The organism is Bacillus sp. 2D03, assembly GCF_003946765.1.
GTDB classification, from domain to species: domain Bacteria; phylum Bacillota; class Bacilli; order Bacillales; family Bacillaceae_G; genus Bacillus_A; species Bacillus_A cereus.
The window spans coordinates 1-13768 of record NZ_RPSJ01000003.1 but is presented as its reverse complement, the minus strand read 5'-3'; the positions used below and the strand labels follow the sequence as shown (position 1 = coordinate 13768).

The following is a 13768-nucleotide window of genomic DNA, read 5'->3' as shown; positions in this document are numbered from 1 at the left end:
ATTAGCGAAACCCAACCCTAATCAATTCTTCATCATTTATTTCAATTACGAATCTATATTCTTTGTCTAATAGCCAGTAATAAAAACTGACTGCATCAACGTCAACTAGTGATTGGAATACTTTATCAAGATTTGTACTTACTACAGGGATTTCATAGTTATCCCATATTATAAAAATCTGTTCGTCAAAATCTAGTTGGTTTGCTCTAATAAGGGAAATTAGTTGTTCTTTGTTCGAAGCTATGAATTGATTATCTATCTGTTCCCAATCTATTCTTCCCGATACAGTTATAGGAAATGAATTCATTAAAATAGTAGCAATCTGCTGGCTTTTTTCTTGGGAGAAAATGAGAGTTTCGTTTCCTAGGGATTCAAGGCATTCACTAAACAAAGGGTTTGTGTCATTGTTGTTTTTGGTTTTCAGTGCTCTTAACTTTTGTCGCAATTTCCATTGTCTTGACGATCTATCATCCATTTTTAACATTCCTTATACAATTATTTAAGAATGAGTATAGCATATAAGGGAAGTCTTTATGAAAAGGAACTTTTTAAATATAAATTAAACAAAAGCGTTATTTGAAAAAAAGCCTTTTAAGGAAAGATAAGAGGCCATCAAAAAATATAACAACATGAAAATTTTATATTATGTATATACAATTTAAAGAGTTAGTGGAAATAAAAAAATGTATAAAATTCTTATAAAAAAGCCCTAGGATTAGGGGATCTAGGGCTTCCTCTGTTGGTATATCTCACACGACATTATAAAAAGAAAAGAACTTAATGAAGATAACACATGAATGTTTCGTAAATGTATCAAAAAAGTGAACAAAAGCGTTATTTTATTAGAAAAGTATGATTATATGAAATATCATGCATGAAAGAAGAGGCGTTAGCAAAAATATCCATTAACGAAATCAGCTTTATTTTTCAGCAAAGTAACCTTCTTAAGTGACTCATATTGTAAAGGTAGCAGCGAAAACAGAAAGAGTTCTTTTTATGGCGGACGGAGAAGTTGTTAGTGAAATACAACTAGGCAAGTTTAGGAATGATGATTTAAAAGCGCGAGAAGAGAAGTTGTTAAAATGGTTAGCTGTACTCGGATTTTAAAGACAAAAACTCCTATTGAATATAGGAGTTTTTTCTTTGTTTGAAAGTTCAAAAAGATATATAATAATTTTCTAACTATTAATTCGTGGAGGGGTGTTAATGAAAAATGAAATGTTACACACACAAGAAGACATTTTAAAAATGCTTGATTCATTATTAAGACCTGCAGAACCATTTTGGAATGAGTTTTATGAGAATAGAGAAAAGGATGTTCCGTTTTTTGAAAATGTTCCAGATGAGAATCTAGTTTCGTATATACAAAAAGAGAGAGTTTCAAAAGGGAAGGTATTAGAACTTGGATGTGGTCCAGGTAGAAATGCCATTTATTTAGCGACTCAAGGATTTGATGTAACAGCAGTGGATTTATCTGTAGAAGGCATTAATTGGGCTAAAGAAAGGGCATTGGCAAAAGAGGTAGAAATTCATTTTATTTGTGATTCAATTTTTAATTTAGAGGTTCAAAACGAATTTGATTTTGTATATGATTCGGGCTGTTTGCATCACATTCCACCGCATAGAAGAATAAATTATGTGGATTTAATTAAAAATTCATTAAAATCGGGTGGTTATTTCGGATTAACATGTTTTGCGGCAGGCGATTTAGATGAGCGAAATGGATCGGAAATAACAGATTGGGACGTATATAGAGGGTGGAGTCTACAAGGTGGTCTTGCATACTCGGAAGAAAAGTTAAGAGAGATATTTAAAGAATTTGAGGTAATTGAGATTAGAAGGATGAAACAAATGAAACAACCGAAAGAAATGTTTGGAGAATCATTTCTTTGGACAGCATTATTTAAGAAGAAATAATAAAGTAGATAATTGACAAACTCATCGTTTTTATAGACAATATATTAAAAGGAACATACGTTTGTTTTTTGGTGGCGTATGTTTTACATAAATACATAGCAAGGGGCTGTCTCCATATGAGTAACGCAAATCAAAAAATTACTACGTTTTTAATGTTTGAGGGCAAAGCTGAGGAAGCGATGAATTTTTATACGTCGCTATTTGATCAATCAGAAATTGTAAGTATTTCTCGCTACGATGAAAATGGACCTGGTAAAGAGGGAACTGTAATTCATGCAACTTTTACGCTAAATGGCCAAGAGTTTATGTGTATTGATAGTTATGTAAATCATAATTTCACATTCACTCCAGCTATGTCTCTTTATGTAACTTGTGAGACAGAAGAAGAAATTGAAATGGTCTTTCATAAATTAGCGCAGGATGGAGCGATTCTTATGCCTTTAGGTTCTTATCCGTTTAGTAAAAAGTTTGGCTGGTTAAATGATAAGTATGGTGTATCTTGGCAGTTAACTCTTGCTGAATAAAAAAAGAAAAAGCGTAGCTTATTTGTTTGTAAAAGATGTTCATCTTGTATGGAATGAAGTTTCTAGGGTTTTAAAGAATAAAGGTGTTCTTATTGCTGGATTTACAAATCCGTTACTATGGATTTTTGATGATAACCAAGAGCAAAAAGGTATTCTGGATGTTAAACATTCAATTCCTTCATCAACATTGGATTATTTACCAGAGGATGAAGTTCAAGATTACATCGATTCAAATCAAACAATAGAATATGCGCATACTTTAGAAGACCAAATCCAAGGTCAAATTGAAGCTGGTTTTGCTATAACAGGTTTTTATGAGGATGATTTTGGTGGAACAAGGATATTAGATAAGCATATTAAAACATTTATTGCGACAAAAGCTATAAAGTTAAAGATGGATTAAGAATTTTTGCTTGTCACACGGGGCGTTAGTCGAAGAAGGCTCTTAAAATAGAAAAGGATGGTGCTTTCCATCCTTTTCCTTATGTATTTTGAGTGTCGAAACTATTCTCAAAACAAGCTTTACACTACTAGTTGTATAATTAGGTTATGCTTTTATATTAAGAATTTTGCTGACCGAATCTTTTCCCGAGTTTAGCTAACAATTCAGGTTGATCGCTTTGGCTCATTATAACTTCAATAAAGATAAGTTGATTCTTATTAAAAATTATATTTGCTAAGGTTTCTGCTAATTCTGCTTCATTTTCTACTTTAAATGTTAGACTTTTTTCTTCTGATCCAAATATCATTGATAGTTTATTGTAATCCCACATCTGTATGTCATTATAAGGTTGGTTTTGGCCGTGAATGGCACGTTCAACAGTGTATCCGTTGTTATTGATTAAAAATATAATCGGTTTTAAATTTTGACGTAGTATAGTTGATAACTCTTGGGCAGTTACTTGGAAAGAACCATCACCAATAATTAAAATGTTGCGCCGTGATAAATTGGCGAGCTGTGTACCAAGTAGAGCGGGCAGTGTATATCCGATAGATCCCCATAACGGTTGTCCTACATATGCAGTGTTATTAGGTAGAGGGATAGCAGCGCTACCAAAGAAAGGTGTTCCTTGCTCTACAATTAAGACGTCGTTTTCTTGTAAGAAATGGTATATATGCTGCCAAAAACGTTTTTGTGTGATCATTTGTGCTTTTGGATTGAACTCTTCAGTAAAAGGTGATGATTCTAAAATAAATGGCTTAATGTCAAGGGTATTTTTATTACGATGCTCAATTAAATCACTTAAATGTTGTAAAACATCCTGCATTACAACTGGACCGTATTTTTTATCTATAATTTTCACAGTGTAGGGATGGATTTCTATCACTTGTTCTTTTGTAAAACCTTGTGTGAAGCCGCCTGTAATAGTATCAGTTAACTTCACACCAATACTAATAATACAATCAGACTCATCAATTCTTTTTCGCAAGTACGGAGAACTTACATCACCAGTATAAACACCTATAAATTGAGGGTGTTTTTCTGGGAATATTCCTTTTCCCATACTTAACGTCGCGATGGGAAACCCAGTTTTTTCTACGAATTGATGTAAATTTTCTTTAGCGTGAAATCGATCTACTTCAAAATCAGCTAAAATAACAGGTTTTTTGGCGTTTTTTATTTTTGAAGTGGCATGTAGAAGCATTTTATCCAACGCTTCTTTATTACTTAAAATCGGTTTATATAAAATTGGTTCTGTAGGTTTATTAATTGGTTTATTATACACATCAATCGGCAAATTAATATGAACAGGGCGTTTTTCATTCCAACATGCACGTAAAACACGGTCAATTTCCTCAACAGCATGCTCAGGTGTTACATTTGTTTGTGCCACAGTGATTTCTCGATACATATTGGAAAAGTGGTCGAACTTTCCATCGCCTAACGTATGATGAACGATTGCTCCATTTTCCATTACTTTTGTTGGTGGCGTACCCGTGATTTTTATAACTGGTACGTTTTCTGCATATGAGCCAGCAATGCCGTTAATGGCGCTTAATTCTCCGACACCGAAAGTAGTAATAAGAGCAGCGATTCCTTTTATGCGAGCGTACCCATCTGCTGCATATGCAGCATTTAATTCATTACAATTGCCAATCCATTTTAAACTTTTATGTGCTATCACATCATCTAAAAAGGCAAGATTATAATCACCAGGAACCCCAAATATATGTTCAATTCCTAATTCGTGTAGTCTATCCAATAAATATGTACTTACAGTATATTGTTTTTTCAAATGAATCATCTCCTAATTATGCAATGAATGTTTCAATAGACTAAAGAAGTTCTAATGCGTTGATTAAAATATTCATTACTAGATTGTGGTATAATTTACATACAGGGGGAAAGTAGATGACACAACATAAAGAAGAACAGATGAATGAGGCATTAGCATTATTTTATTTTGCATATAAAACATTTACTGAAAAGCCAGATGAAATTATAAAAGAATATGGCATTCAACGAGTACATCATCGAATTTTATTTTTTATCGCACGTTTTCCAGGGATAAGTGTAAATGAGTTATTATCACTATTAGAAATAAGTAAACAAGCTCTCCACGGGCCGCTACGTCAACTTGTGGAAAAGGGCTTAATTGAGAGTAATGAAGCTATGCATGATCGACGTGTGAAACAGTTGTCTTTAACAGAAAAAGGTACAGATTTAGAGAAAAAACTGAGTGATGTACAAAGACAACAAATGGGTGCTATTTTTTCAAAATTTGGTGAATCATGTGAGGACAATTGGCACCAAGTTATGAATGAAATGGCAAATAGCCGATCAGGTTTTGATGCTTGGATATCGAAACGGGAAATACCAGTCGATCAAAAATAATGAAAAAGCTTCTGTTTTTATCGTTTGAAAAAGAACAAATTTTATCCATACATTTGGCAACTATCGATTGGTCATAGAGTGAATGGATAAAAAGATACATTACTAGATACTTTATACGTGTACGTAATGGAACAATAAAATTCACATTTCCGAAAGGGGAATTATAATGATAAAACTTGTACTTATTCGTCACGGACAAAGTTTATGGAATCTTGAAAATCGCTTTACTGGATGGACAGATGTTGATCTATCAGAGAATGGATTAAGTGAAGCGAGAGAAGCAGGAGCAATATTAAAGAAAAACGGATATACTTTTGATGTGGCTTATACATCTGTATTAAAACGCGCAATTCGGACGTTATGGATTGTACTTCATGAGATGGATCTTACTTGGGTCCCAATGCATAAATCTTGGAAGCTAAATGAAAGACATTATGGTGCATTGCAAGGGTTGAATAAAGATGAAACTGCTCAAAAATATGGTGAGGAGCAAGTTCATATTTGGAGAAGAAGTGTTGATGTAAGACCACCGGCTCTTACTGAAGACGATCCTCGATATGAAGCGACCGTTCCAAGATATAAAACACTCAAAAAAGGTGAATTTCCATTAACTGAATGTTTAGAGGATACGGAGAAGAGAGTACTTGCTTATTGGCATTCAGAAATTGCGCCGACATTAAAAAGTGGTAATAAAGTAATTATTTCATCACACGGTAACACAATTCGCTCGCTAGTAAAATATTTAGACAACCTTTCAAGTGATGGTGTAGTTTCATTAAATATTCCAACTAGCATTCCGCTTGTTTATGAATTAGACGAAAACTTACGTCCGATTCGTCATTATTATTTAAGTATGGATGGAGAAGTACCTGAAGGGGAAATTCCGAAACATATTTCTTTTTAATACGAAAATTTGAAATGAATGCTTGTCTACATATACAATATAGACTCATGGTAAAGTGAAATTTTAATCAGTGGGGTCTTACTGCTCACAAATAGCAGGATAAAAGACGTGGTACCTTCTAATATATATGCGATGTAGCTAATTTTAGAAGCTTGTCCACGTCTTTTGTCATAAAGAGAGCAGCTTGCGCATGTAATGATATCGTGAGTAGTTTTTGAATGGAGGGTGATGTGATTAATGATCTCTAACATTCGAATTGGCTTATTTGTTTTAGCGATTGTCTTTGTAGTCCTTGTTTTCTTTTATTGGAAAAATGAAGAGTTGTACGAGGAGAAGAAGCAACGTATTAGAAAGACTTGGTATGGTTTGTTTATCATATCTGTCACCGTGTATTTCATGATAAAAGGAATCGATTTAACCCTCTGGAAAAATCTTTTAATGTTTACTGCAATGGTTATTTTTGTTGATATTGCGTTCATTTTAACGCCTAATATTTCAGAAATATGGGGTGCAAAATTTAGCGATATTGGCAAGACAGTTCAATCCATAAAACGATCATTAATTGCATCTAAAGCAAGAGGAGAAATATACACGACAATTATTCAAAATGTTAATCCAGCAGTATTCGGTACGATGGAATGGCATACGGAAGAGGAATATACAAAGAGCTTAAATGCATTTTTAGATTCATATGGGGAAAAGATTGGCGCGAAAATTGTTGTTTTTGAAGCTGCGAAGGAATTAAATACAAACTTTCGTGGTATTCGCTCACAATTTAGTATTATCGTCCCGTTAGAACATATCGAGCAATTGAATGAGCAGAAAGCGGTGCAAGTAGAAAATGTCGGGATTATACCAGCAAAAATAGTAAGTGACGTTTTCATTGTTATTGATGGAAAGAAAAATAACCTGCAAGATCGGGATTTTGAAAATGTATATAATTTAACAATACATCATAGTTATTTTAGTAAATAAGGACAGAATCTTTTTCTGTCCTTTTCTTCTATACATAAATTAAAAACAAAATCCGACAAAGTTGAATAAAATTGGACAATCATTCCTACACTAGCATGTAGAGGTGATTGTAGTGGTAAAAGATTATGACAATGATTTTTTTAAAGAAGATAACGAAGATACAACAGATTTCTCTTTAATAAAAGGGGATACGTTGCAGCAAGTAGAAGAATTAGAAGAAGAATTAAAAAGAAAATCATAAGTGTACACTCTTTCTACATTTGCTATATAATATAAATAAAAGGTTGTATCTTTTTGAAAAGGGGGAGAAGAGATGGCTGAAGTCAATGTACAAAAGTCTTCGTTTTTTAAAGAAAAAAAAGAAGAATCCAATACAGATTTCTCTCTTGTGAAAGGTGCATTAACGGAGAATATAAATCGGTTAGAGAAACTGATGAATAATAGTAGTTCAAAATATATACAGGTGAAAAAAACAAAAGAAAATGCATAGAGCATTTTCTTTTGTTTTTTTATTTAATAGTAAACTTATCTTTTACTTTTTCAGGTAAATCTGCTTTCTGAATCTCTTCATAGGACTTTACTTCAATTGATGATATTTCATTTTTGCTATTATCATCTTGATCTACATAAAGGCGTAAAAACGCGTCTTCATTTAATTTATGGTTGTTTTCTTTTTTTGTACTTCTAAATGTAATTTGTTTTTTGACACCATCTTCATCATATGCGGGCAGCGTATAGTTTCGTAAGTTTCTACCATCTACTTTTTCGATAGTTCCTTCGCCTTTTATCTGCATGTAATATACATCCTTACCAATTCTATTTAGTGACGCTCTCTCACAGCCAATAGTAAAACTAAAAAATAATAAACATAGTGTAATAATTGCTAAAAACTTTTTCATTTTCTTTATCTCCTTTAATGTGTTTCTTTAAAAAGTATACGACTATTATTAAATGAGAAAAATCGATATAGCTTACAACGCCCTTACAATATTGTAAGAGTGTTGTACATAAAATGAACAATAAAAGTTAAAAGAAAGGTAAAATAATGAATCATGGTATAATGATAAAAGACTTACATACTATTTTTTCATTTTGAGAGGAGCTTGAAAAATGTATTCTACTTTAGAACAATTAACAAAGCACCCTGTATTTTATCATTTTGCAGAAATTTCAAAGATTCCTAGAGGATCAGGTAATGAAAAGGAAATTAGTGATTATTTAGTGGGCTTTGCAAAAGAGCGTAACTTGGAAGTCATTCAAGATGAAGCATTAAATGTTATTATTAAAAAAGAAGCAACAGCTGGTTATGAAAATGTACCAGCTATTATTATTCAAGGTCATATGGATATGGTTTGCGAAAAAAATCAAGCAACAGTACATGATTTTGAAAAAGATCCAATTGAATTACGAATCATTGGGGACATGTTATATGCAAATCAAACAACTCTAGGTGCTGATAATGGTATTGCAGTTGCGTATGCATTAGCTTTATTAGATTCAAAAGAAATTCCGCATCCAGCACTTGAAGTCGTTATCACTACTGAAGAAGAAACGACAATGGGCGGGGCTTTTGCTATTGATCCAAATCATTTTGAAGGAAAGATATTTATAAATATTGATTCTGAAGAAGATCATAAATTACTTGTAAGTAGTGCAGGTGGTGCGAAAGCTGTTGAAACAATTCCCGTAATTTGGGATGAAACGCCAGCGAATATGGATGCATACCGTCTATATGTTGGTGGTCTAAAAGGCGGCCATTCTGGTATGGAAATTGATAAGCAACGCGGTAATGCGAACAAAGTATTAGGACGAGTATTACGTGATTTATCAGTACATACGGAGTTTTACATAAGTGAAGTTCACGGCGGATTAAAAACGAATGCAATTCCGCGTGAAAGTGTAGCTACAATTTTAATTCGTACAGAAGATGTAGGACAAGTAGAAGAAAAACTAGAATCATGGACACGTGTATTACAAGAAGAAATGCGTGCTGTTGATCCAGATGTTCATGTTACACTGACAAAATTGGATGAAAAAGTTGAAAAAGTATTTGCTAAAGAGACACAAAAGCAGCTTATTTCATCATTATTCTTAATTCCGAATGGCATTCAAAGTATGAGCATGGATATTAAAGGTCTTGTAGAAAGCTCAACAAATTTAGGCGTTATTGAAACGTTGCAAGATGAAATTAAATTACGTAACGAAGTGCGAAGTTCTGTAAGTAGTTTAAAACAACATGTTGCAGAAGAAATCAAATATATTGCTGAATTAGTTGGTGCTACATTTGAAATAGAGTCAGAGTATCCAGAATGGCCATACAATCCAAACTCACAAATTCGTAATTTATTTGAAAAAGTACATCAAGAAAAATACAATAAAGAAATTGAAATCTTCGCTGTACATGCGGGGATTGAGTGTAGCGCATTCGTTCAAAAGATGCCTGAATTAGATGCAATTTCATTCGGACCAGACATTTTCAACGTCCACACTCCAGATGAACATATCAGTATTTCTTCTGTAGTGAATAACTGGGGATTCTTCATTGATGTAATGAAGGGTACGAAAGAATTAGCTAAGTAATAACGACGAAATAAAAAGGAGTCTATAAAAATTTATAGGCTCCTTTTTTGTATTGGAATTTATCCCGCTATTTGCCGGGCAGCCCGATTGGTTTAACTAATAATCAGTGGGGGATGAATAAAACCACTACTGATTAAAGATTCACTTTATGAGAAGTCATTTTTCGTTAGTATGTAATATTAAGCTTGAACAATTAATAAGGATGAATTGTTGATGTTTTTTTAGTACTGATGAAGGGGTGGAGAAATGAAGGAAAGAAAGCATTTTATTGTTTGTATGTTTTTATTGTTTTTCACATTTAGTTTTATTGGTGTTCAGAAAATAATAGCAGAAGAAGTTGAATTTTCAGGGACAACAGCTCCATTGAATGTAAATGTTAGAGAGGCAAAAAGTTTAAATGCAAATATTGTAGATGTGATTCCCGGAAATACAACAGTATCTTTTAAAGGATGGGAGTATGGTGAAGCGGTTAAAGATTACTGGACAGGAAATTTAGATAATCGTTGGTTTTATTATTTAAAAGATGGAAAAAAAGTATATGTAACGTCAGCGTATATTAATGGAAATCCTCCAAATACATCAATAGATCGTAAATTATCTGTACCTAACATATTACAAGAAAGGTCAAATTGGTGTTGGGCAGGCACTTCGGTTTCAGTTTTAAATTATTTTGGAAAAACTCCTTCACAAGATCAGTACGTTAGGTATGTTAAGGGTGGATCATATAATAATCCTGCAACTTCACGTGAAATACAATATGGATTATCCGGATATGGGGTTAGCTCAGCTATAAGTTCTGGAGCAAAATCGTATGATTGGTTCAAAAGTCAAATTAATAGTAATCAGCCGATGATTGCACTCATTATGTGGCAAAATGGAGCTAACATCGGACACTTTTTAGTACTTGATGGATTTTATAAAGGGACAAATGGAACAGATTATATAACATACATGGACCCTTGGTATGGTGATCATTATAATCATAATTTCAGTACGTTCCATAACAATAATAATTTTTGGTGGAGTGAAACTGTTTATAATATCCATGCAAACTAATAATATTAAAAGCGGGGGTTCATAAATGGGAAAACTACTTAAGCTTGTGATACTGTGCATGTGCTTAATGACCGTTATTATTTTCGCTAGTAAAATTAGTTATGCATCAAAAAATAAAAGTGAATCAGTACAATCGATCGCATTAAAAGATTATCAATATAGTAAGGGAAGTTCTTCTGAAAATTTAAGTTTTGAAAAAATAACAACATCCCCATTTTCGTTACCAATCTATGAAACAATTCCAGCACAGCAAATTTTAAATAGCTCTGAATTTAAGAATTTACTATTACCAACAAATGAAAAGCTGTGGTTTATTATGAAGGGTGAGCAGCCAGAAGGACTAATTGTTGCGAATGATACTGAACCGATTCGAACGGGCGGAGAAAATAGAAGTAAAGATTTATATGGATTATATAAAGCAATAAAAAATAATACAAATGAAACAAAAGATATTAGTTATTTCGAATTTGAAGGGCAAGGAATATTGGTAGTAAATCAAAATAATGATCAAGAAATATACCTTAGTAAAGGTGCCGCTGCCATATTAAAACTTCCTGCTGGTCAAAAAGTATTGAGCAGTGAAGTAATACAGAAAATGAAAGAGAGAATTGTAACTGGTTTTGAATAGTGGTAATGTCTGATTTTTTTTTGTTTATACAAGGTTGAATAGGGAACAGGATCAATGGTAGCATTAGGGCATCTTTACTGTTTGAAACCTAATAGTGTATATAAAAAGGTTAGAGAAGTTAATTCTCTAACCTTTTTATATTAATGTCTGAAATTTAAAAAGTGATGGAGTAAACCAAATAATAAAAGTTTGTTTGCTCTTCTATTTTTATTTGCAATTTAAACTCGTTATATTCCGCTATCTATTGTACAACCTTTTTACATAGCTGAATTTTTTTATTTGAAAATAAGGGTGCATCTATAAAACCATAATGATAAACTAAAATACCTAATTCCACTCTAGAATTAATATGCCATTTTTCTTTAATATGATTAATTATCGTTGAAATTCTTCGAGGGGTAACATATATTTTTTTGGAAATTTCTGCATCCGTATATCCTTTTGCTACATAAATAGCCACTTCTAACTCTCTTTCGGTCAACATTCTTTTCATAAAATACGCTCCTTCGAAATTATTTATATAAATATCAAAAGAAACTATTAAAAGAAATAAAGGTGAAAAATCATATTTATTTTAATCCGGCTATTTGCGGGTAGTAAGACTCCCACCTCAAAATCTAGATGTGGCAAAGAAGTCGGACTCCCTGTAAACGCCTGCCTGGGATGGACTAATAATCAGTGGGGGTGAATAAAACGCACATTGATTATTAGTGAACCATATTTTAATAATTTCTCGTATTGTGGTACAAGTTTGTAAAAGAAACTATAAATCCATATAATTAGTAATTGTAACTATATCAATTTTACATTACATTAAAAGTTGGAAAATATTCTTATACTCATAAAGTGTTACATTTGAGGGAGGAAAGATGGAATTCTACAATCTTGGTATTATTATTAAAGAACTTAGAAAGAAAAAAAACATGTCACAATCTGAATTATGTCATGGAATATGTTCACAAAGTCAAATTAGTAAGATAGAAAAAGGTATTATTTATCCATCTAGCATATTGTTGTATCAATTATCTGAAAGACTTGGTATTGATCCAAATTATATATTCGCACTAACCAAAAATAAAAAAATAAAATATATTGAAAATGTAAAATGTGTAATGAGAGATTGTGTAAAACAAAAACAATATAATGAGCTTTACGAAATAGTAAAAAAAGAGAAAAATGATGATAATTTCCAATCAAAAGAAGATAAACAATTTCTATTATGGCATGAAGCGATTGCTATATATTATGTAAATGGAGCAACAAGTAATGCTTTTGACATTTTAAATAGAGCACTAAAACAAACCTTAAGTAGTACTAACTTTTTATCAGAAAAAGAAATAAGCATAATGAATTCAATTGCTATAATACATGCAGAAAATGAAGAGTATGAGAAAAGTATAAATATATTAAAACAAAGTTTAATTAATTTTAATAAGATAGAATTTCCTAGAGAAAAAGAAATCAAATTAAGACTCATTCATACGTTAACAAAATGTTTACACCTTGCAAATCAATATGAAGAAGCAATAAAGTATAGTGAAATAGGCATAAAATTAGCCATAAATATGAATATTTTATACTTATTAGGTGAATTGTTTTTTGAAAAAGGTGCAATTTTATTGAAAGTTCAGCACTCTAATGAAGTTGGTTTAACAGACATAAAAAAAGCATTATTTATATTTGAACTAACTGAAAGAAAACAATATATAAAAATGATCAAGGAAAAATATATTAAAAATCAAGAATAAACAAGAAAGAATTTTAACATAAACTATTCCTAATTGTTATTTATTTCTAAAAAAAGTACTGTAATACGAACTATTCCTAATTGTTGTTTATTGCTAAAATGAATACCGTAATATTAGATAAATATAAAGGGTGGCATTTTATGAAATCAAGAGGAATTACTCGTAAAGCAGATAGTATGGGGCGTATTGTTATTCCAATGGAAATAAGACGGAGTTTAGGAATTGTAGAAAAAGATTCTCTTGAAATGTTTATAGAAGAGGATCAGATTATTTTACGAAAATATCAATCTCCAAGAGCTTGTGCACTTACAGGAGATATTTCAGACAGCAATATTTCGTTAGCGAATGGGAAGATTATTGTAAGTCCAAACGGGATGGAACTGTTAATAAAGAAGTTACAGCAATATCTTTTAAAGTAAAAGGTAAGTAAGAACTTTAAAATAGAATATACTTGGAAAAAGTCCTCTATCATTTGAAGTGCACCCCAATTGTTAGACACATAACTAACAATTGGAGGTGCATTTTTTATGGCTAAATTTTCTTCAAAAGATAAAATAAAAGCAGTAAAACGATATCTAGAAGGTACGGAAGGCGGAAAAA

The 13768-nt window shown here is 32.0% G+C and carries 16 protein-coding genes and 2 pseudogenes; 14 read left to right on the top strand and 4 right to left on the bottom strand.

Annotation, left to right across the window (positions count from 1 at the left end; genetic code table 11):
* Position 1: 1 nt before the first annotated feature.
* On the bottom strand, positions 2-475 hold the full coding sequence (locus tag EBQ15_RS08265; protein WP_000342729.1) for a CDI toxin immunity protein: 474 nt from the start codon (positions 473-475) through the stop codon (positions 2-4).
* Positions 476-948: 473 nt separating this feature from the next.
* Between EBQ15_RS08265 and EBQ15_RS31985 the strand changes: the two are divergent.
* From EBQ15_RS31985 to EBQ15_RS08245, 4 genes and pseudogenes are all read left to right on the top strand, one after another.
* Positions 949-1107: pseudogene (locus tag EBQ15_RS31985) on the top strand (ABC transporter ATP-binding protein); the annotation flags it as partial.
* A gap of 99 nt (positions 1108-1206) precedes the next feature.
* Complete coding sequence (locus EBQ15_RS08255; RefSeq protein WP_000787298.1) at positions 1207-1917, top strand: class I SAM-dependent methyltransferase; 711 nt, start codon at positions 1207-1209, stop codon at positions 1915-1917.
* Between the two features lie 116 nt (positions 1918-2033).
* The gene (locus EBQ15_RS08250; protein ID WP_000063588.1) at positions 2034-2441 is read left to right on the top strand and encodes a VOC family protein; all 408 of its coding nucleotides are present in this window, start codon (positions 2034-2036) and stop codon (positions 2439-2441) included.
* A 13-nt stretch (positions 2442-2454) separates the two neighbouring features.
* A pseudogene (locus EBQ15_RS08245) lies at positions 2455-2844 on the top strand (SAM-dependent methyltransferase); the annotation flags it as partial.
* A 157-nt stretch (positions 2845-3001) separates the two neighbouring features.
* On the opposite strand, the gene EBQ15_RS08240 reads toward EBQ15_RS08245, so the two are convergent.
* Positions 3002-4687, bottom strand: coding sequence for an alpha-keto acid decarboxylase family protein (locus tag EBQ15_RS08240; RefSeq protein WP_001999835.1), 1686 nt, complete (start codon positions 4685-4687; stop codon positions 3002-3004).
* A gap of 107 nt (positions 4688-4794) precedes the next feature.
* Between EBQ15_RS08240 and EBQ15_RS08235 the strand changes: the two genes are divergently transcribed.
* From EBQ15_RS08235 to spoIISB, 5 genes are all read left to right on the top strand, one after another.
* Positions 4795-5277: a MarR family winged helix-turn-helix transcriptional regulator gene (locus EBQ15_RS08235; protein ID WP_000191888.1), complete on the top strand. Its 483-nt coding sequence runs from the start codon at positions 4795-4797 to the stop codon at positions 5275-5277.
* A gap of 166 nt (positions 5278-5443) precedes the next feature.
* A complete protein-coding gene (gene gpmA, locus EBQ15_RS08230) occupies positions 5444-6181 on the top strand; it encodes a 2,3-diphosphoglycerate-dependent phosphoglycerate mutase (protein ID WP_000594154.1) in 738 nt (245 codons plus the stop codon).
* 237 nt (positions 6182-6418) lie between these two features.
* Complete coding sequence (locus EBQ15_RS08225; protein ID WP_000624977.1) at positions 6419-7156, top strand: type II toxin-antitoxin system SpoIISA family toxin; 738 nt, start codon at positions 6419-6421, stop codon at positions 7154-7156.
* 112 nt (positions 7157-7268) lie between these two features.
* Positions 7269-7397 (top strand): hypothetical protein, encoded by a 129-nt coding sequence (locus tag EBQ15_RS08220; protein ID WP_000237818.1) that lies wholly within the window; start codon positions 7269-7271, stop codon positions 7395-7397.
* Positions 7398-7469: 72 nt separating this feature from the next.
* Positions 7470-7646 carry a stage II sporulation protein SB gene (gene spoIISB, locus EBQ15_RS08215; protein WP_000852627.1) on the top strand — a complete coding sequence of 59 codons (177 nt, stop codon included), beginning with the start codon at positions 7470-7472 and terminating at the stop codon, positions 7644-7646.
* Between the two features lie 19 nt (positions 7647-7665).
* On the opposite strand, the gene EBQ15_RS08210 is transcribed toward spoIISB, so the two are convergent.
* The gene (locus EBQ15_RS08210) at positions 7666-8055 is read right to left on the bottom strand and encodes a YxeA family protein (protein WP_000713864.1); all 390 of its coding nucleotides are present in this window, start codon (positions 8053-8055) and stop codon (positions 7666-7668) included.
* 211 nt (positions 8056-8266) lie between these two features.
* On the opposite strand from EBQ15_RS08210, the gene pepD reads away from it, so the two are divergent.
* From pepD to EBQ15_RS08195, 3 genes are all read left to right on the top strand, one after another.
* Complete coding sequence (pepD, locus tag EBQ15_RS08205) at positions 8267-9736, top strand: beta-Ala-His dipeptidase (RefSeq protein WP_000287545.1); 1470 nt, start codon at positions 8267-8269, stop codon at positions 9734-9736.
* Positions 9737-9982: 246 nt separating this feature from the next.
* Positions 9983-10792, top strand: a complete 810-nt coding sequence (locus tag EBQ15_RS08200) for a papain-like cysteine protease family protein (RefSeq protein ID WP_000664547.1) — start codon at positions 9983-9985, stop codon at positions 10790-10792.
* A gap of 25 nt (positions 10793-10817) precedes the next feature.
* Positions 10818-11420, top strand: a complete 603-nt coding sequence (locus EBQ15_RS08195; RefSeq protein ID WP_000517260.1) for a hypothetical protein — start codon at positions 10818-10820, stop codon at positions 11418-11420.
* A gap of 241 nt (positions 11421-11661) precedes the next feature.
* Here the strand turns inward: EBQ15_RS08195 and EBQ15_RS08190 are convergent, their stop codons facing one another.
* On the bottom strand, positions 11662-11913 hold the full coding sequence (locus EBQ15_RS08190) for a response regulator transcription factor (RefSeq protein ID WP_000827560.1): 252 nt from the start codon (positions 11911-11913) through the stop codon (positions 11662-11664).
* Positions 11914-12289: 376 nt separating this feature from the next.
* Here EBQ15_RS08190 and EBQ15_RS08185 point away from each other — a divergent pair, with 376 nt between their 5' ends.
* Positions 12290-13168, top strand: coding sequence for a helix-turn-helix domain-containing protein (locus tag EBQ15_RS08185; protein ID WP_000397982.1), 879 nt, complete (start codon positions 12290-12292; stop codon positions 13166-13168).
* A gap of 140 nt (positions 13169-13308) precedes the next feature.
* A complete protein-coding gene (locus EBQ15_RS08180) occupies positions 13309-13587 on the top strand; it encodes an AbrB/MazE/SpoVT family DNA-binding domain-containing protein (protein WP_000842216.1) in 279 nt (92 codons plus the stop codon).
* The last annotated feature ends 181 nt before the right edge of the window (positions 13588-13768 follow it).

Bases quoted from the DNA above. Each gene is read 5' to 3' on its own strand.
- EBQ15_RS08265 (WP_000342729.1), bottom strand. From the start codon at position 475: ATGGATGATAGATCGTCAAGACAATGGAAATTGCGACAAAAGTTAAGA.
- EBQ15_RS08255 (WP_000787298.1), top strand. From the start codon at position 1,207: ATGAAAAATGAAATGTTACACACACAAGAAGACATTTTAAAAATGCTT.
- EBQ15_RS08250 (WP_000063588.1), top strand. From the start codon at position 2,034: ATGAGTAACGCAAATCAAAAAATTACTACGTTTTTAATGTTTGAGGGC.
- EBQ15_RS08240 (WP_001999835.1), bottom strand. From the start codon at position 4,687: ATGATTCATTTGAAAAAACAATATACTGTAAGTACATATTTATTGGAT.
- EBQ15_RS08235 (WP_000191888.1), top strand. From the start codon at position 4,795: ATGACACAACATAAAGAAGAACAGATGAATGAGGCATTAGCATTATTT.
- gpmA (WP_000594154.1), top strand. From the start codon at position 5,444: ATGATAAAACTTGTACTTATTCGTCACGGACAAAGTTTATGGAATCTT.
- EBQ15_RS08225 (WP_000624977.1), top strand. From the start codon at position 6,419: ATGATCTCTAACATTCGAATTGGCTTATTTGTTTTAGCGATTGTCTTT.
- spoIISB (WP_000852627.1), top strand. From the start codon at position 7,470: ATGGCTGAAGTCAATGTACAAAAGTCTTCGTTTTTTAAAGAAAAAAAA.
- EBQ15_RS08210 (WP_000713864.1), bottom strand. From the start codon at position 8,055: ATGAAAAAGTTTTTAGCAATTATTACACTATGTTTATTATTTTTTAGT.
- pepD (WP_000287545.1), top strand. From the start codon at position 8,267: ATGTATTCTACTTTAGAACAATTAACAAAGCACCCTGTATTTTATCAT.
- EBQ15_RS08200 (WP_000664547.1), top strand. From the start codon at position 9,983: ATGAAGGAAAGAAAGCATTTTATTGTTTGTATGTTTTTATTGTTTTTC.
- EBQ15_RS08195 (WP_000517260.1), top strand. From the start codon at position 10,818: ATGGGAAAACTACTTAAGCTTGTGATACTGTGCATGTGCTTAATGACC.
- EBQ15_RS08190 (WP_000827560.1), bottom strand. From the start codon at position 11,913: ATGAAAAGAATGTTGACCGAAAGAGAGTTAGAAGTGGCTATTTATGTA.
- EBQ15_RS08185 (WP_000397982.1), top strand. From the start codon at position 12,290: ATGGAATTCTACAATCTTGGTATTATTATTAAAGAACTTAGAAAGAAA.
- EBQ15_RS08180 (WP_000842216.1), top strand. From the start codon at position 13,309: ATGAAATCAAGAGGAATTACTCGTAAAGCAGATAGTATGGGGCGTATT.